Below are 17,897 nucleotides of genomic sequence, written 5' to 3' on the forward strand. Positions count from 1 at the left end.
TCCAAAAGAATAATCCCGAACCTTTATTTTTAGAGATCTACGAAGAAGCACTCACAACCATTTTGCATTTTCAAGATATGCATTGTGTTGAATACTTCCTCGAAAATATACTTACAGACATGTTGAGCGAACAATTTACTGAACATGATGAATTGAAGGGTATCACATTGCGGATCATGGAAGAATATTGTGACTAGAGTGGGAGGCTATGTAGATTACTTACTTTAATATATAGTTCAAATCGTATAAATTGCATCTTATATCGCTTTCATTAATTTCACTACTTGCAAAACAAACTGCGTTCTATGAGAAAGACTTATTCAAAACGTCGATCTGATAGGATGCAGTTTTTTAATTCATTTTGAATAAATTTTACCCACTCCTTATTAACGAAATCACTTGAATGATATAGTGACTTCTTTGCTAGTTTAAAAAAATAACTGATTATTGAAAACGTTTTCAGAATTATCTTTACAATGTATTATTGAGTTGCTATAATCTGAATAGTTATAACATTATACTCTACTAGAAAGGGATGTCTTGTTTGAAAATTGATAAATCAGCTGCGATTCCACTGTACTCGCAAGTTGAAAGTAAGTTAGAAGAACATATTGTTTCTGGTATTTGGGATGTAGGGCATCAACTACCAACCGAAACGGAATTAGCTAGCTTGCTGGATGTTAGTAATATTACTATTAAACGAGCGATTATGAACCTTGTTGATAAGGGGTTGCTTGTTCGCCAACGGGGGCGTGGAACTTTTGTAACGGGTGAGCAGAAGGAGAAGAATATTCATAAGTCTGAGTTTATAAGGGTGGATGAACAAGTAAGTAATAGCCACGATCTACTTTGCAATGAATATCATAAAAAAAATCCTAGTATTGCAAAAAGGTTAGAAAAGACAGTGGATACAGAGTTTGTTTATTTAGAACGTGTCGGATATGAAGATGGTGAAAAGGTGTCATTGGAATATACGTACATTCCTCAAAATATCTGGCCAGCAGAAGAGCGGATCGAAGATGAAAACGTGTTTATTTATGATGTGTTAAAAACTATCTGTGGGATTACTTTAAAAAGATCGAAAAACTACTTTTCTGGTGCGGTGGCAAACGAAAAAGAAGTGGAATTGCTAGGGGTTCGTCAAAACACACCTCTTTTTGTGTGGGAACGAATTACGTTTTCGGACACGGATGATGCAGTCGAATATTCAAAGTTTGTCATGAAGCAAGATAAAGACAAGTATTATTTAGAACTGAATTTGACCTAATGGTCTAGATACTATGCATTGCATAGTTTTCTATAGTATATAATGTTATAACATTATACTTTAATAAATAACTATACTCTCAAATAGCTAAGTACACTAACTACGTAAAGGAAGTGGAGAATATGAAATGGAAAGTTAAGCCGCCTACGACAACTGCTTTACTTATGTTTATGATCGTTATTGTTGCTGCGCTTACATACATCGTACCTGCAGGGCAATTTGATCGGGCGTTGGATGAAAAAACAGGACGGGAACTTATCATTGCCGATAGTTTCAATTATACGGAGCAAACACCTGTAGGGGTCGGGGGAATTCTTTCGTCTGTATTTGGTGGAATTGTTGGTGCTGCTGAAATTATTGCGTTTGTTTTAATTGTAGGTGGAGTATTCGGAGTTATCGTGAAAAGTGGGGCGATCAATGCGGCGCTCGCTAGATTAATTCATCGATTAAAAGGTAAAGAGTCTATTTTCATTATCATTGCAATGATAGCGTTTGCAATGGGAGGCGCTACGTTTGGAATGGCAGAAGAGACATTACCATTCGTCGCTATTGTTTTAGCGGCAACGATTGCGATGGGGTATGACCGTATTGTTGCGGTGTCCATCGTTGTGGTAGGCGTGTATGCTGGGTATTCTGCAGGTCCGTTAAATCCATTTAACGTAGGTATCGCTCAAGGGATTGCTGAGCTTCCTTTATTTTCAGGTATTGGGTTAAGAACAATTCTTATGGTTGGTGGACTCATAATTGCGATTCATCATACATTGCGCTATGCGAAAAAGGTCAAGTTGAACCCATCTACTAGTCTGTTAGTTGGTGAAGAAGAGGTTGAGACAGATACTACATTGCTTGAGAATCTGACAATGACTAAACGTCATAAATGGATTATGGCGATTCTCGGTCTTTCTTTAATAGCCTTAGTATTTGGTGTTCTAAAGTACGGTTGGTATTTAGGAGAAATATCTGCTCTTATGCTTCTGATGGGAATTGTGATCGGAATGATTTCGTTTAATGGTAGTTTTAATAAGTTTACAGATGAGTTTATGAAAGGTGCAGCAGAAATGACAGCAGCGGCACTGATCATTGGGCTTTCACGTGCAATTCTCGTTGTAATGGAAGAAGGACAAATTATTGACACGCTAGTCTATGCGATATCTGTGCCACTTGGAAATCTCCATAGTGTGTTTGCGGCATGGGGCATGTATATTTCACAAGGATTGATTAACTTTGTTATACCATCTTCGACTGGGCAAGCAGCAGTAGTCATGCCGATTATGTCTTCTATTAGTGATGTCATTGGGATTAACCGTCAAATTGCTGTTCAAGCATTTCAGTCGGGAGATGGATACTGGAATATGATCACACCTACACATCCTGTCTTAATGGCAGCACTTGGAATTGCTGCAGTACCATTTGGAAAATGGGTTCGTTTTGCGGGACCATTAGTGTTGAAATGGACGGTCTGGGTCATGATTATATTGGCTATCGGTGTTTGGACAAACTGGGGTCCGTTTTAATTTAAATAAATTCATGAATGATAGGCGCAATTATGTAAATAACTGAATGGAGTGATTTTAGATGAATAAAACATTGAAATGGACGATTATTGGTGGAGGGAACGGTGGACAGACTACAGCAGGACACTTAGGTATGATGGGATTTGACGTGACGATTTACGATATATTCGAAGAAACGATCGAAGTAATCCAAGAACAAGGTGGCGTGTATCTCGAAGATGCATTAACGGGTTTTGGAAGCGTATCGTGTGCTACCACTAATATAGAAGATGCACTAACAGGCGCAGATGTTGTTTTTGTGACGGTACCAGCCACTGCTCATGCCTCTGTTGCCAAATCATGTGCACCTTATTTGCAGGACGGTCAAATCGTTATCTTAAATCCCGCTGCCTCATTCGGATCCCTTATATTTAGAAAAGTATTAGACGATGCTGGATGTACAGCAGATGTTACGCTAGGAGAAACAAACACACTGCTGTATGGTTGCCGCATTATAAAGCCTGGGACGACGCAAGTATTTGGCTTAAAGAATCGTATTTTAACGGCGGCGTTACCTGCAACGGAAACGGATCGGGTTGTAGCGATATTGCAAGAAGCATTCCCGCAATTTGAAGCATGTGACAGTATACTAGTCACTAGTTTTGATAATACAAATCCTATTTTACATCCAGCTACGACTCTGTTTAATACAGGAATCATTGAATCAGATCGAGAATGGCGGTTCTATGTGGATGGATTTACGCCTAGCATTGGAAAATATGTAGAGAAAATGGATGAAGAGCGCTTGGCGATAGCTAAAGCATTAGGTTTGGATTTACCATCTTGTTTGGAACAGTTAGAAATCGAGTATGACGTGTTTAAAGAGACGTTAGCTGAATCAGTCAGCAGTAATCCGGTTTATCAAGATATCGGCGGACAACATACGCTAGAGACGCGCTACTTAACAGAAGATATACCGATGGGGCTAATTCCGTTCATCGAACTTGGAAATATGTTAGGTCTTCCGACAATTCACATGCAAACCGCAGCAACGATGGGTCAATTGTTGTTAGGAAGAAGCCTAATGGAAGGTGCGCGTACGCTTGAAGCCTTAGGTGTAAAAGGTATGACGGTTGAGGAGTTTCTCGAATTTGTGCGTACAGGTCGGAAATAAATATACTGAAAGGGATCCTCGTTTTGAGGATCCCTTTTGCTTGGAGAAAATAGTATGCATTTATATAAAGACGGAACTTTTCGAAGGGCGCATTTCGTGTTCATAATAGATTGAAACAAGTTTTGAACTACAAAGGTGTTTAGTAGAATACAAAAAAACCCGCGGGCCGAGAAGAATCTCAGCCAACGGGATTTTATTGTTATTAACGAGAGTAGAATTCAACGATCAATGCTTCGTTGATTTCAGCAGCTAATTCGCTACGCTCTGGAAGGCGTACGAATGTACCTTTTTTGGTTTCTTTATCGAAAGTAACGAAATCTGGTACGAAGTTGTTGATTTCTAGAGCTTCGTCAATTGCGTTCAAGTTTTGAGACTTCTCACGAAGAGAGATTTCAGAACCTGGCTTAACTGCGAATGAAGGGATGTCAACGCGCTTGCCATCAACCAATACGTGACCGTGGTTAACTAGCTGACGAGCTGCACGACGAGTGCGTGCAAGACCCATGCGGTAAACAACGTTATCCAAGCGAGCTTCAAGAAGGATCATGAAGTTTTCACCGTGAATACCTTGCATTTTACCAGCTTTGTTGAAAAGTGTGCGGAATTGACGTTCGTTCACTCCGTACATAAAGCGTAGTTTTTGTTTTTCCTGTAATTGCATTCCGTATTCGGAAAGTTTTTTGCGTTGGTTTGGACCATGTTGTCCTGGTGCGTATGGACGCTTTTCAATTTCTTTACCAGTGCCTGTTAGTGAAATACCTAAACGGCGTGACAATTTCCAAGATGGACCTGTATATCGAGCCATGAGAGACTCCTCCTCTGTTGGTTTTATTTTGTTGTAAAATAAGACCAGATATGTTCAATCCATCTGCCATTCTATAATCTTGCAACTTCGCCCCTGCAGCCTCGAGGTTACGTGGTGCACCTTAAAAAAGGAATAGACTGGACAAAATAGAACACATAACTGCTGCGAATATTTTACACAAAGATTAGCATACCAATTTATTGACTATAGGTCAAGCGTTATATATAGAAGGTGGCGAAAAGATATTGTTCTTTCGTTTTTTTACTAATCAATGTACACTAGATTAGAGAAGAGTTAAGCGCTTTCATTCGTTTGTGAATAAGGTAGAACAAGGAGGAATCGGTATGCAGAAGAATACTAACTGGCATAAAGAAACAGCAATGATTCATGAAGGATACGACAGCAAAGATCATCAGGGAAGTTTGGCTGTGCCACTGTATCAAACCTCAACCTACGTATTTGATTCAGCTGAACAAGGAGAGCGGCGTTTTGCTGGTGAAGAAGCAGGGAATATTTACTCGCGTCTAGGTAATCCTACAGTAGCGATACTTGAAGAACGTATCGCCAAGATGGAAGAGGGAGCAGCAGGTCTTGCATTTGCTTCTGGTATGGCGGCGGTTAGTGCAGTGCTGGTTCATTTGACAAAAGCAAATGATCATGTGATTTGTTCGCGTGGGATTTACGGCTGTACATTCGGACTACTAAAAATATTAGAAGAGAAATATAATATCACACATGATTTAATTTCAATGAAAACGGAAGAAGAGATAGAGAAAGCTGTGAAGCCCGAGACGACATGTATATATGTAGAAACACCAATTAATCCGACGATGGAATTGGTTGATCTCGAAGCGGTAGTGAATGTAGCGAAGCGCCACAATTTGAAAGTGGTAGTGGATAATACATTCTGTTCACCTTACATTCAAACACCACTATCGTTCGGTGTAGATTTCGTACTGCATAGCGCAACGAAATACATTAATGGACATGGCGACGTGATCGCGGGTTTGTTGGTAGGTAAAGATGCAGATGAGATGGCGAAATTGCGTGGTACAGTCTTGAAAGATTATGGTGGCATCATTTCGCCGTTTGATGCATGGCTTTTACTGCGAGGCATTAAGACTTTGCCTATTCGTATGGAACGACATTCATCCAATGCAAAGATCCTATTCGAGTATTTAAAAGAGCATCCGAAAGTAGAAGAAGTATTCTATCCGTTTGACGGTCAGCATCCGCAGTTTAAGATTGCACAAAAGCAGATGAAGTTAGGTGGTGGATTGATTTCCTTTACGATTAAAGGTGGAAAAGAAGAGGCACAAAAATTGCTGAATCATTTAACGCTAATCAGATTGGCTGTTAGTCTCGGCGACGCAGAGACGCTTATGCAACATCCAGCTACTATGACACACTCAGGTGTGCCGAAAGAAGAGCGTCAGAAGATGGGTGTGTCGGATACATTACTACGCTTGTCTGTAGGTCTTGAGCATATGGATGATATTATGGCGGACTTAGATCAAGCATTTGCTTCCATTTAAATTGAAAAAAGCGAGCGTCCCATATCGGGGAGCTCGCTTTTTATATAGGATTATAAATGTTACGTTTGACAACGATTATATGTGTTGATTTATATAGCATGTAGATTCTGATTGGACCTCTTTTGCCGCGGTCGTGTTCTACTGGTTGTTTCCCTTAAGCAACGCAAACCCTACCTACTTTTGCGTCCTTGCGACCCTATAGTCGCGCCAGTGATGAATAAGTGTTCCGAATAAACATCTGCAGAACGCCATTTCTTACGTCAGATCTGTTATCAATCCCAAACAATAACTATACACGAATTGTGATTTTTTGTCAAGGGCTTGCTCGCCTCCTATAAACAAATAGTTTACAAACAAATGAATAGGGAACAAGTAAATTAGAGCCTGTTGTTGTCTACAGGAAAATATTTATTGGAGGGATAAAGATGAACGTAGAGATTGTAAACGAATTTCCCCATAAGTTTTTGATGGAGCAAGCGGAGACATGTATCTCCATTTATCAACCGACCCACCGGTATAGACCTGAAAATCAACAAGACCCGATACGTTTTAAAAATTTATTACAGAATGTACATGAAAAGTTATCAAAAAACCATTCTGCCGATGAAGTGAAGAGTTTATTGGCTCCGCTTGAGAAGCTTCAAGGTGAGCGTCCTTTCTGGGCACATGCAGGGGATGGACTAGCGTTATTCGCAACAAAAGATCGCATCATTGCCTATCGTCTGCAACGTCCCGTGCCAGAACTGGCGATTGTATCTGATAGTTTCCATATTAAACCGCTTATTCGTGTATTCCAATCTGCAGATCGCTACCATCTACTCGGCGTCAATAGACAAGAGTTTAAACTGTTTGAAGGGAATCGCTATGGCGTAGAGGAAGTGGAGATCCCTGAAGAATTAGCGAAGACGAAAGCAGAAGCGATTGGTGATCAAGTGACCGAGTCTTACTTAGGCACGGGCAACTCGGGTGGTGCTGCTGGTACAGCGATGATGCACGGTCATGGGGGTAAGAAAGATGAAATAGATATCGATATTGAGCGTTACTTCCGATACGTGGATCGAACGGTTGCAGAAAACTACTCTAAACCAATGAATCTCCCCCTATACTTAGTAACACTTAGCGAATATCAGACGCAATTTAAGGAATTGAGTCACAATCCACATTTGCAAGCCAATGGTATTAAATCCGACTTTGATGCGCTCAGCCTAGAGCAGTTACGTAAAATGGCTTGGGAAATAGTCGAACCAACGTATTTGCAGAAGACAAAAGATTTAGTGGAGAACTTTGAAAATGCTAAAGCGAGTGATCAAGGTTCAGCAAATATTGAAGAAATTGCCAAGGCGGCGAGTGAAGATCGTATTAGAAGACTAGTATTGGAAGACGGTTATCTATATCCGGGTAAAATCAATTTAGAAACAGGAGAAATCCAGACGAAAGGTCTGGAAGAAACTGCAGTGGATGACGTGCTAGATGATTTAGCGGAAATCGTCTTTAAAACTGGAGGAGAAGTAGTCGTTCTTCCGAAGGAACGTATGCCTGTTGAAACAGGTGCAGCTGCTATCTTTAGATGGTAAGAACAAAATGCGATCAAGAGATATCTCTTGATCGCATTTTTCTATCATTTTTCATGTTCGAGTATTTCTTTAGCAGCAGTTAACGCAGTTTGTACACGTGGGAATCCGACGTATGGAATGAGTTGCATCATACTTTCCACAATTTCCGTTTTAGTCAAACCTACTGTCAATGCTCGTTTAACATGCGTTTGGATTTGCGTAGTCGCTCCCTGTGTGACAAGTGAAGAGAGTGTTACCAATTGTCGTTGTTTACTGTCGAGTCCAGACCGTGAATAAATTTCACCATACGCAAACTCCACTATGTATTTCCGTAAATCTGGCGCCAGTTCCTTTAATGCGTCCGCCGTCATCATACGTTCGGCTTCTTCTTCACTCACATACTCCCTGATTTTCTCTAAACCTGCTTCAATACGTTCCGTTGACAATGAAAGAGCCCCCTTGTTTTGTAAATGAACAATAAAGAAAGTATAGCATATTCTGACTATTATTTTGTTTTTCTGTCTGTAAAATATGCACTTCTTATCAGTTTAAATTTATGCAGTGGTTCGAAGGATGTGAAAATCAGCGTTATTGTTTAAGAACCGCTTAGAGTAGGTATAGATGAGTAGAACGAAAAACAAATATATTTGGAGGTAATGACAAATGAATAAGTTTTTCTTAGAAAACGCGGTACAAGCAAAAAAGAAGATCGAAGAATTGGTAGCACAAGGCTACTCACATGATGAGATTTTCATTTTCGCACATAGCGAAGAGCGTGAAGACAAAATTTCGGATGCACTTGATTCAGAACAAGTAGGTATGGCGGAAATGGGCTTCCTCAATGCGATGAAGAACATGTTCACATCACGTGGCGATACATTGCGCGCACAGATGCAAGCAATTGGCCTATCGGAAGCAGAAGCTGAAGAAGGCGAAAGTGAACTGGATAAAGGCAGACTATTACTAGTTGCTAAAAAGTAAGATTCTAAAAAACCGGTGAAAGGATATTATTCATTTCACCGGTTTTACTTTTGTGTACATATCTCAAACTACTACGAATTTATCTGCGAAGTAAATCTCATACCACCTTCTAAAACCTACCTTGCTACATTAGCCATTGCATCATAGTAAGCATCTACAGGAATAAACAACCCAACCTTACCATGTGTCTCCTCATCCAACGTTGCAAAGACAATACCGATCACTTTACCTTCTTCATTAATAACAGGACTTCCGCTATTTCCTCTATAAACAGGCGCTTTTATCATCACGACAGGAATATCCCAATCGGACAGTTGTATGTAATCAATCGTGTGGCCTTTATTTGCTATTCCCGAAAAACTTAAGGGGTTCCCTATAAATGTGATCGGCTCCTGATCATAAAACATCGTTTCTTTTGCCAATGTTAAATGAGGGAGATCCGTTCCGTTCACTTCCAATATCGCTAGATCGATATCTGGAAACACTTCCGTAACGTCTGCGGTAAATCGTTGGCCATCAGGAAAGGAGACAATCATCGTTTCATTTCCTTCGACTACATGATAATTCGTGATAATCGTCCCTTCTTGATTAATGGAGAAGCCTGTACCTTTTGTATTCTCAGTAGCAACTACGGCGACTGCTTCTTTATATTCTGCTATTTGTGGATCAGAAGATAACTCTGATGATGCTTTTAAAAACTCTAACGCGGGGATTGAATAAATTTGAAAGACAATAGCGAATGTGCTGAGTGCCAAAGTAGTTGCCATGATCCAGAACATCCACTTTGGGAAGGGGCGGTAGGTGCGTCGGACATTTTTTTCAGCAGCTGCTTTTTCTAACGCTTCACGCTGCGCTTCGAGTACTAAATCTTGCAGCTCATCATCATCCAACTCTTCTTGATACGGATCTTTAGTATCCACTATTCCCACCTCTTTCTCGTACATAGTTTACCAGATAATGAACTCAAAGGAAGTATGCAGAACTTTAATCGTAAGATCATATTTGCTGGGATTGAAAAGTTAGAAAATATAGTTATTTAGAATCTGTACTATGCTATACTATATATGAAGATAAATACCTATACGAATGGAGGTGGAAATATGACCAGATCCATTACAACACAAGCTGAAACGGTAGGAGGGGCGATCAAAGAAGCACTGGAGATTTTGCAGCTGACGATGGATGACGTACATGTCCACGTAAAACGACCTGCAGGTACATCGATGTTCGGTTTGAGAAAAGTGTTAGCAGAAGTCACAGTCAATGAAAAAGAAAAAAAGGAAAGTGTGCAAGAGGAAGCAGAAGAAATTTTGGCAGGTGTTCGAATTCATAATGAAAGATTAGAAGTTCGGTTCGGAAAACAACACTATCCAATCATCGTTCCTTCTACAGGTGTCGAACTACGGATCAACGGAACGGAGTGCACTGAGCGAACGATTGTATTGTCGACAGACAGTGTAGAATGCAGTGCGCGTTCAGAAGATATAGCTGCACATTTTGTAATACGTCTAGATGAACACCTTATGATTGCGACCGCTATCGTGACACCAGGAAAAAGAATCACCCGTACGTTGCAGGATTCACCATGGAAACAAGTCCTGAATATACAAGTATCTGAAAAAGTAGATGTATACAATGAACTGACTACAGAACAGCTAGTGGAAGAACTGAATAATATAGGAATTGATACGGGTATTTCCTTAAATGGTATTCGGCAAGCTGTGAACACGTTGGAGTGTACAGAGATTATCGTGGCGAGAGGAATTCCTCCTATTGAAAGTCAGGATGCCCGACTCGATATTCACCTGAACTTCAAAAAGTTAGAGGACGACGAAGACGAAGACGAATTGGTTGATTTTCGAGAACATAATTTCATTCCAACCGTGAAGGCCGGTCAGCTTATTGCGACATATATCCCAGCGGTACAGGGGAGTAACGGCAAGAATTTGAAAGATGAAACGTATAAAGTAAAACCGCCTAAAGATATTATCGTGCGTCCCCTTGATACTGTAGATAGTGTCGTGCATAAATTATATGCAAAAATTGACGGAAGACCCGTTATTGAATGGCGGAGTAAGCTTGCAAAAATTTATGTGAATCGAGAATATCGTCATGCATCCAATGTGAATTTGGAAAGTGGCAATATTCATTTTGAAGGGGATGTGTGGATTGGGGGGAGCGTCCATCCGTCTATGTTTATCGCGGCTTCTGGCATCATAACGATTATGAAGAATTGTACGAAGGCTTCCATTCGTGGGACTAAATCGGTATTCATACAAGGTAGTATATTTTCTTCCACCGTTACGGTAGGCATTCAGGAAAAGGTTATTACCATGATGGTCAATGATTTAACGGAAGTTTTGCTCTACTTACGCAATATTGAATCTGCACTCGTTCAGATCTTTACATTACGTAAATAAAGTAGACGCAAAATTTGTAGAGAAAGAACGTAAAAATGTGTGGATCCATCCTAAATTCTCACAAGATGTGATAAAAAGTTCGTTGTTTTTTAAAAAAGATGTGAATAGAAGACGAAAATGCTTTAAACATGTTACGATATACTATAATATCTAAAGTAGTCACTTTATGCGCGAAGTGTGGGATAGGGGGATCATAGCGAGATGATATACATCATCATTCCATTAGTTATCATCATTGTTTTAACGGTGATGGCATTTCTGTCTAGGCGAAAGCATATACAAGAAATCAGTGAAATGGAACAAGAAAAATTACAAATTCAAAGCGAGCCAATATTCGAAGAAATGACGAAGGTAAAGCAGTTGAATATGACGGGCGAAACAGAAGAAATGTTCGAGAGATGGCGCAACACTTGGACTGAAGTAGTCGATGATCGTCTTCATAATGTAGATTTGCTTTTACTGGATGCTGAAGGGCAAGTAGATCGTTTCCGTTTTAAGAAAGCTACGGAAACTGAGAAACAAATCCGCGAAATCTTGAATGAATGTGAAAAAGAGATGCGAACGATCTTGCAGGAACTAAACGAACTGATTGGTAGTGAAGAAAGAAATCGGTTCGAAATAGAAACGGTAAAAGAACATCACCGTGCAGCGCGCAAAAAGATTTTAGCTCATCAGTACGCATTCGGACCAGCAGTGGAGCCTTTAGAAAAAGAGTGGGAATCCTTTAATCCGAGATTTGAGGAGTATGACGCACTTATCGAAAATGGTAATTATCTACAAGCTCGTGAAATAGTTATTGTGTTAGGAGCAAAAGAAGAACGCTTTTCGTTTTTACTTGATGAGATTCCTACATTACTTAATGAGTTGCAGACAAAAATACCTGCAGCGTTGCGAGAAATGCGAAAAGGGATCATCGAAATGGAAGGTCAGGAGTACTATTTAGGACATCTGAAAATGCCTTCGCGTTTCGACAAAATCGAACAACAAATTGCGGATCTTCGTCAGTTATTAGCGCGTTTGGATGTTGAGGAAGTAGCAGCGGAAGTGAATGAAATTCATGATGAAATCGAATCATTCTATGATGTGTTGGAAGAGGAAGTAAGCTCCCGTCATTACGTAGATGAACATTTGGATCAAATGTTGGATCTGTTTGAAGAGCTTCAATATGCTATTCCAGATACGATTGAAGAAGTGAAATTCGTTCAGCAAAGTTATCGTTTGAATGACAACGAGGTTATTATTCCACAAATGGCATTGCAAAAGTTGAACGCGTTGGCGAAACGAATAGAAATATTCATCGAACGTCAGGACGCAAAAAACTTAGCTTACTCAGCTCAACAAATCGAGTTGCAAGAGCTAGTGGAAGAACTAGATGCAATCTCTGAAGCACATTCCAAGTTCAGTAACCGCATCAAAAACCTTCGCATCGACGAAAATCTTGTACGCTCTCGCATTGTGACACTTGCACAACAACTTCAAATTGCGGATCGTAATTTACACCGTGCCAATATCCCAGGAATTCCTGATGATATGAATGTACAACTTGAAGAAGCTGATGAACAAATTTTTATCGTGAAACAAAGTTTAGAAGAAGTGCCGCTTAATATGGCATTGGTTGAATCCTATGTTCAAAAAGCAGATGCAGTCGTCACTGATGTTTGTGCGAAAGCTGAAGACATGATTGAAAATGCATTGCTTGTAGAACGAATCATCCAATACGGTAACCGTTACCGTGCGTCTCATCCCGAAGTTCACAATAAATTGTTGAAAGCTGAAGAGTCCTTCATGCAATGTCGCTACTTAAGAGCATTGGAAGAAGCGGGTACTGCGGTTGAAGAAGTTGAACCAGGAGCCTTGAAAAAAATTCAAGGTATGATTCAGGTCAAAGCCTAACTATATTCCGACAAAGCCACCGGTTTTCCGGTGGCTTTGTTTCGCTAAATCCCAAGGAAAAGAGAGGGTTTACATATGTATTTTGATCACAGCGCAACAACAAAACCAGATGAGAGAGTTCTTCGCACCTTTATGGATGCTTCTGTATCCTATTTCGCCAATCCAGCGTCGCTTCATGCCGAAGGAAAACGTACAGAAAAATTGTTGGAACGTGCGCGAACTCAAATACTCGCGGCAATAGGACTTGAATTGACTGAAGGGATATTCACTTCGGGCGGGACAGAATCCAATAATCTTGCCATACTAGGTTATGTATATGCGAATCAGCACAAAGGACGTCATCTGATCACAACGAGCATCGAACATCCTTCCGTGTTACGTGTTTTTCAAGACTTAGAAAAGCAAGGCTTCACTGTCGATTATTTAACGGTAGATAAAGAAGGACGAATTTCAATGGACGAACTCAAATCAACGTTGCAGGATGATACAATTTTAGTTAGTATCATGCATGTTAACAATGAAATAGGATCAATTCAGCCGATTGAGCAATGTGCGAAAATCATTCATACTTTTCCACGCGCGAAATTCCATTCAGATTGTGTGCAAAGTTTCGGAAAGCTATCATTTGCTGGTTTTGCAGATGGCCCCGATCTGATTTCCTTATCAGCTCATAAGATGTACGGAATAAAAAATAGTGGATTCCTAGCGTATCGTAAAAATATCCAACTACAACCGATTGTGTTTGGTGGTGGTCAAGAACAAAAGTTGCGCAGTGGAACGGTGTCGGTGCCGCATGCAGCAGCACTTGCGAAAGCGGTCCGTTTACTAATGGAAGAAGTGGATTTGCAACAGTTTCAGCAATGGCGAAACGAACTGGTGGAATTTTTCTCGGAATTTGATGAATGCAAGGTATTGGCACCGAATGCAAGTGCACCCTATATATTATCTGTTGCATTTGCTCAGATTACCGGAGAGATCGCGATTAATTTCTTGCAACAGCAAGGCATAATCGTTTCAACTTCCAGTGCCTGTTCATCCAAGAATTCCGATGTGAGTCACGTAATTGAAGCGATCAGCATCCCACAGAAATTTGAAAAAGGTGTTATCAGAATTAGCTTAGGTAAAGATCAAACAATAGAAGAAATCGAACAATTAAAAGTAGCGGTTCGTCAATTAATCGAACTGATCAGAAAAGGAGTGGGGAAATGAACTGGAATACCATTTTGATTAGATATGGTGAAATGTCACTTAAGGGAAAAAACAAGAGTAAATTTATACGTAAACTGAAAACGAATATTAAAGCGGCTTTGTCAGATTTAAGTACCGTCACAATGCGTGCAGAGCGTGATCGGATGTTCATTTACACAGAAAAACCTGAAGAGTTGGATCGTGCAGTTGAAATTTTGCCTTCTGTATTCGGTATTCAATCATTCAGCCCGATTGTGATTTGCGAACCTACATTAGAAGTCATTAAAGAAACTTCGTTAAAGGTACTCGGCAAGAATGAAACTGCGGGAAAGACTTTTAAAGTAGACGTCAAACGTGTAGACAAACGATTCCCGCTTGATACAGGGGAATTGCAACAGGTATTGGGTGGACATGTATTGAAAACGTTCCCTGATTTAATCGTACAAATGAAAAAGCCGGAAATATTACTATACGTAGAGATCCAGCACGAAGCGGCATATATTTCTTCACACACTTACAAAGGTGCAGGAGGTATGCCCGTCGGCTCGAATGGTCACTCTATATTGTTATTGTCAGGAGGCATCGACAGCCCTGTAGCAGGCTATATGATGATGAAGCGTGGCGTGTCCTTCGACGCGGTCCACTTTGCATCTCCTCCATTCACAAGTGATTTGGCAATAGAAAAAGTAGAAGACATTGTCCGACAACTAGCGAAATTCGGTGCGGTCATTCGATTGCACGTCATTCCTTTCACAGATCTGCAGCAGGCGATTGTGAAACAAGTACCGAGCAACTTGTCGATGACCACTACGCGAAGAATGATGATGAAAGTCGCTGATCAAGTACGTCAAGACACGAATTCGCTTGGATTGATCACAGGCGACAGTCTAGGACAAGTAGCAAGTCAGACACTGGAGAGTTTGACCGCTATCAATGAAGTAACGAATACACCGGTCCTACGACCACTTATCGCAATGGATAAATTGGATATTATTGAGATAGCTCAAAAAATCGGAACATACGATATTTCTATCCGTCCATACGACGATTGCTGTACGGTATTCACGCCGCCAAGCAATAAAACGAAGCCGCGCGTTGAAAAAGTCGCGTACTACGAAAGCTTCCAGGAGTTTGACGACATGGTGGCGGAAGTTGCAAGCCAGCGTGTAACGACGATCCCGAGCCAGCAGACGGAAGACGACTTCGAGGACTTGCTGTAAAGAAAATATTACCTATCACCTTCCTTGCATGATATTTTCAAAAGTGACCATTCTAATGTCACAAGGAGGTGAGCGACATGCCAAACAACAACAACTCGAACCAACTGCTAGTACCAGGCGTACAACAGGCTTTGAACCAGATGAAGGAAGAGATTGCTTCTGAATTTGGAGTACAACTTGGACCAGACTCAACATCGCGTGCCAACGGATCCGTCGGCGGAGAAATTACAAAGCGATTAGTGCGTCAGGCTCAGTCACAAATGAACGGTTATACTAAGTAAATCGTAAGACACAGGATGTCCTAGAAGCCACAACGCTTCTGGGGCATTCTTTTTTGGATTGGTTTAGACTCAAGATCAAGGGCTTAGGAGTGGTGAGTGAATATGTGAGTACGTGGGGATGGATTTTGATCTCCTATTGGCGATAGTATGTGAACTATTATTATGTTTTAAACTTTTTTAATACAAGTTCAAATTCAAAAAAATACAATCCTAACTTCGAAGCAGAGGAATAAGTATTTCCCACATACACTGCAAGGATTGGAGCGGCAGGCGGCGACTCCCGATGGATCAGCGTGCGCCTTGAGACCCCGCAGGGAGCATAGCGGACGAGGAGGCTCAAGCCACGCCCATGGGAAAGCGTCCGCCTAGAGCGCAAATCCCCACCCCAACACCCCGCCAGCCTACCCCCACTAACTTTACTTAACTCCCACTCACCCAAAAAAATCTGCTCATTTTATTACCATCTTCATAGAATTTTGTAACTCTCTGAATAAAAGATTCGTTTCGTGGTCATAATGGCAGTAGAAAGAGAGTACAAGACAGGAGGCATGGAGATGGTGAAAGTTAGACAAGATGCTTGGTTAGAACGGGACGATGAATTACTGGCAGAGACGGTGCTACGACATGTAAGAGAAGGAAGTACACAGCTTGGTGCATTTGAGGAAGTAGGCGACGCACTAAACCGAACGGCCGCAGCTTGCGGATTCAGATGGAACGCCGTCGTAAGAAGAGAATACGAGGAAGAACTCGCCGAAGCAAAGAAAGAGAGAAAGCAAACATTGCGTGTGCTAGGTACAGATTTTAAAAGACGCAACCAGCAAATGTACAACCCAGAAGCAGGACCGGATGGCCAGGAAAAAATCCAGGTTCCGCTATCCGCCCTATCCCTCGATACCGTCATCGCCTATTTAATTCGCATGCATCATAACGGTGGTGCAGATACTGATGCACTTCGTTGGAGACAGACGGCAAAAACAGCGACAGAACAAATGAAAACGCTGGAAGCACAAATAGACAATCTGAAAAAAGAGAACAAAACGTTGAAAGAAGATTACGAGCAATTCGTCCAGATCATGAACCGAGCACGTAGACTCATCGCATTGAATGAAGAAAGCGAACACATCGCACCACTCTTCAAAATGGAACCAAATGGTAATTTAGTCGCATCAAAAGAGCCGCCAATCGATAACTGATTGGCAGCTTTTTTTCGTTCTATGATAACATTTTTTGATTACGTTCAAAGACCCGTTGCAAATAAAAGCCGTACAATTCCATTTCTTCATCCGTCAAGCCGCCATGTTGCACATCATCTGTCAACGAACGCAATAATAACTGCAGTCGAATGACTACTTCATTGACAGTCAATTGCGTATCAAGAATTTCTGATAACGACGCCATAGTATCAGGCTGAATCACAGGATAGCTGAATTTTGTCTGCTCACCTTGCAATCCTGTCTCATAGACTTCTCGAATCATCTCCGCACGTTCAGACCCGCTGCCTTCTATGCATAAATACACTTGTACAGCGACTCCTTGGCGTAGACGACGTTGGGAAATCCCTGCGAACTTCTTGCCATCCACACTCAAGTCATATGAACCTGGACAATACGAACCGACAATTTCATAGGCTTTAATCCGTTCGCCGAGTTCTGGAAATAGCAACTGAACTAGCGACAGCATCGCTTCGTAACCTACAGGAATATCAATTGAGGATTTCTGTTCCGAAAAAATGAGCGAGATATTCAATATCCCATTATCTAATACCACGGCAAGGCCACCTGAATTGCGAACAATCGACTGATAGCCGTGCTGCGCTATTCCTTCCATCGCTTGTTGGATGTAAGGCATTCGATGATCTTGAATTCCTAAGACTACTGTATGGTCGTGCACCCATGTTCTAACGACGGGGACACTTTTTTGCTGTCCGACTAATTGGCATAATGTATCGTCCATAGCGAAAGATTCAAGCGCCGAACGATTACGTGCTGAGATCGATTCGTCTATGAAGCGCCAAGCCGGTTGATTCAATAAATGTTTATCTTGTGACATGTCTAGTTCTCCTATAGTTGTTAATCTGGATTGTATGT

16 protein-coding genes and 1 pseudogene are annotated in these 17,897 nt (G+C 41.0%); 13 read left to right on the forward strand and 4 right to left on the reverse strand.

Annotation, left to right across the window (positions count from 1 at the left end):
- From Q7P97_RS11195 to Q7P97_RS11210, 4 genes and pseudogenes are all read left to right on the forward strand, one after another.
- Positions 1–197: pseudogene (locus tag Q7P97_RS11195) on the forward strand (hydrolase); the annotation flags it as partial.
- Between the two features lie 347 nt (positions 198–544).
- Positions 545–1,267: a GntR family transcriptional regulator gene (locus tag Q7P97_RS11200; protein ID WP_303969266.1), complete on the forward strand. Its 723-nt coding sequence runs from the start codon at positions 545–547 to the stop codon at positions 1,265–1,267.
- Positions 1,268–1,389: 122 nt separating this feature from the next.
- A complete protein-coding gene (locus Q7P97_RS11205) occupies positions 1,390–2,781 on the forward strand; it encodes a YfcC family protein (protein ID WP_303969267.1) in 1,392 nt (463 codons plus the stop codon).
- A gap of 61 nt (positions 2,782–2,842) precedes the next feature.
- Entirely contained in the window at positions 2,843–3,934 is a 1,092-nt protein-coding gene (locus tag Q7P97_RS11210; RefSeq protein WP_303969268.1) for an NAD/NADP-dependent octopine/nopaline dehydrogenase family protein, read from the forward strand.
- Positions 3,935–4,136: 202 nt separating this feature from the next.
- Here the strand turns inward: Q7P97_RS11210 and rpsD are convergent, their stop codons facing one another.
- Positions 4,137–4,739: a 30S ribosomal protein S4 gene (gene rpsD / locus Q7P97_RS11215; protein ID WP_085426577.1), complete on the reverse strand. Its 603-nt coding sequence runs from the start codon at positions 4,737–4,739 to the stop codon at positions 4,137–4,139.
- 344 nt (positions 4,740–5,083) lie between these two features.
- Between rpsD and megL the strand changes: the two genes are divergently transcribed.
- Positions 5,084–6,274 carry a methionine gamma-lyase gene (gene megL / locus Q7P97_RS11220; protein WP_303969269.1) on the forward strand — a complete coding sequence of 397 codons (1,191 nt, stop codon included), beginning with the start codon at positions 5,084–5,086 and terminating at the stop codon, positions 6,272–6,274.
- 425 nt (positions 6,275–6,699) lie between these two features.
- Positions 6,700–7,848 (forward strand): baeRF3 domain-containing protein, encoded by a 1,149-nt coding sequence (locus Q7P97_RS11225; RefSeq protein WP_303969270.1) that lies wholly within the window; start codon positions 6,700–6,702, stop codon positions 7,846–7,848.
- A gap of 44 nt (positions 7,849–7,892) precedes the next feature.
- On the opposite strand, the gene Q7P97_RS11230 is transcribed toward Q7P97_RS11225, so the two are convergent.
- Positions 7,893–8,273 (reverse strand): carboxymuconolactone decarboxylase family protein, encoded by a 381-nt coding sequence (locus Q7P97_RS11230; RefSeq protein WP_303969271.1) that lies wholly within the window; start codon positions 8,271–8,273, stop codon positions 7,893–7,895.
- A 217-nt stretch (positions 8,274–8,490) separates the two neighbouring features.
- Here Q7P97_RS11230 and Q7P97_RS11235 point away from each other — a divergent pair, with 217 nt between their 5' ends.
- Positions 8,491–8,808, forward strand: coding sequence for a YflT domain-containing protein (locus Q7P97_RS11235; protein WP_303969272.1), 318 nt, complete (start codon positions 8,491–8,493; stop codon positions 8,806–8,808).
- Positions 8,809–8,924: 116 nt separating this feature from the next.
- On the opposite strand, the gene Q7P97_RS11240 is transcribed toward Q7P97_RS11235, so the two are convergent.
- Positions 8,925–9,728 (reverse strand): S1C family serine protease, encoded by an 804-nt coding sequence (locus Q7P97_RS11240; RefSeq protein WP_303969273.1) that lies wholly within the window; start codon positions 9,726–9,728, stop codon positions 8,925–8,927.
- Between the two features lie 180 nt (positions 9,729–9,908).
- On the opposite strand from Q7P97_RS11240, the gene Q7P97_RS11245 reads away from it, so the two are divergent.
- From Q7P97_RS11245 to Q7P97_RS11270, 6 genes are all read left to right on the forward strand, one after another.
- Positions 9,909–11,228, forward strand: coding sequence for a FapA family protein (locus tag Q7P97_RS11245; RefSeq protein ID WP_303969274.1), 1,320 nt, complete (start codon positions 9,909–9,911; stop codon positions 11,226–11,228).
- A gap of 201 nt (positions 11,229–11,429) precedes the next feature.
- A complete protein-coding gene (gene ezrA, locus Q7P97_RS11250; protein WP_303969275.1) occupies positions 11,430–13,121 on the forward strand; it encodes a septation ring formation regulator EzrA in 1,692 nt (563 codons plus the stop codon).
- 75 nt (positions 13,122–13,196) lie between these two features.
- On the forward strand, positions 13,197–14,330 hold the full coding sequence (locus Q7P97_RS11255) for a cysteine desulfurase family protein (RefSeq protein WP_303969276.1): 1,134 nt from the start codon (positions 13,197–13,199) through the stop codon (positions 14,328–14,330).
- On the forward strand, positions 14,327–15,529 hold the full coding sequence (gene thiI / locus Q7P97_RS11260) for a tRNA uracil 4-sulfurtransferase ThiI (RefSeq protein ID WP_303969277.1): 1,203 nt from the start codon (positions 14,327–14,329) through the stop codon (positions 15,527–15,529). The genes Q7P97_RS11255 and thiI overlap by 4 nt, the downstream gene beginning before the upstream one ends.
- A gap of 77 nt (positions 15,530–15,606) precedes the next feature.
- The gene (locus tag Q7P97_RS11265) at positions 15,607–15,810 is read left to right on the forward strand and encodes an alpha/beta-type small acid-soluble spore protein (protein ID WP_085426568.1); all 204 of its coding nucleotides are present in this window, start codon (positions 15,607–15,609) and stop codon (positions 15,808–15,810) included.
- A 554-nt stretch (positions 15,811–16,364) separates the two neighbouring features.
- Positions 16,365–17,003 carry an RsfA family transcriptional regulator gene (locus tag Q7P97_RS11270; protein WP_303969278.1) on the forward strand — a complete coding sequence of 213 codons (639 nt, stop codon included), beginning with the start codon at positions 16,365–16,367 and terminating at the stop codon, positions 17,001–17,003.
- Between the two features lie 19 nt (positions 17,004–17,022).
- Here the strand turns inward: Q7P97_RS11270 and lipL are convergent, their stop codons facing one another.
- Entirely contained in the window at positions 17,023–17,859 is an 837-nt protein-coding gene (lipL, locus tag Q7P97_RS11275) for an octanoyl-[GcvH]:protein N-octanoyltransferase (RefSeq protein ID WP_303969279.1), read from the reverse strand.
- Positions 17,860–17,897: the final 38 nt, after the last annotated feature.

Origin of the sequence: Sporosarcina ureae, assembly GCF_029267015.1 — a bacterium.
Classification (GTDB): Bacteria; Bacillota; Bacilli; order Bacillales_A; family Planococcaceae; genus Sporosarcina; species Sporosarcina ureae_D.

Coding starts and splice junctions, on each gene's coding strand:
- Q7P97_RS11205 (WP_303969267.1), top strand. CDS start 1,390: ATGAAATGGAAAGTTAAGCCGCCTACGACAACTGCTTTACTTATGTTT.
- Q7P97_RS11210 (WP_303969268.1), top strand. CDS start 2,843: ATGAATAAAACATTGAAATGGACGATTATTGGTGGAGGGAACGGTGGA.
- rpsD (WP_085426577.1), bottom strand. CDS start 4,739: ATGGCTCGATATACAGGTCCATCTTGGAAATTGTCACGCCGTTTAGGT.
- megL (WP_303969269.1), top strand. CDS start 5,084: ATGCAGAAGAATACTAACTGGCATAAAGAAACAGCAATGATTCATGAA.
- Q7P97_RS11225 (WP_303969270.1), top strand. CDS start 6,700: ATGAACGTAGAGATTGTAAACGAATTTCCCCATAAGTTTTTGATGGAG.
- Q7P97_RS11235 (WP_303969272.1), top strand. CDS start 8,491: ATGAATAAGTTTTTCTTAGAAAACGCGGTACAAGCAAAAAAGAAGATC.
- Q7P97_RS11245 (WP_303969274.1), top strand. CDS start 9,909: ATGACCAGATCCATTACAACACAAGCTGAAACGGTAGGAGGGGCGATC.
- ezrA (WP_303969275.1), top strand. CDS start 11,430: ATGATATACATCATCATTCCATTAGTTATCATCATTGTTTTAACGGTG.
- Q7P97_RS11255 (WP_303969276.1), top strand. CDS start 13,197: ATGTATTTTGATCACAGCGCAACAACAAAACCAGATGAGAGAGTTCTT.
- thiI (WP_303969277.1), top strand. CDS start 14,327: ATGAACTGGAATACCATTTTGATTAGATATGGTGAAATGTCACTTAAG.
- Q7P97_RS11265 (WP_085426568.1), top strand. CDS start 15,607: ATGCCAAACAACAACAACTCGAACCAACTGCTAGTACCAGGCGTACAA.
- Q7P97_RS11270 (WP_303969278.1), top strand. CDS start 16,365: ATGGTGAAAGTTAGACAAGATGCTTGGTTAGAACGGGACGATGAATTA.
- lipL (WP_303969279.1), bottom strand. CDS start 17,859: ATGTCACAAGATAAACATTTATTGAATCAACCGGCTTGGCGCTTCATA.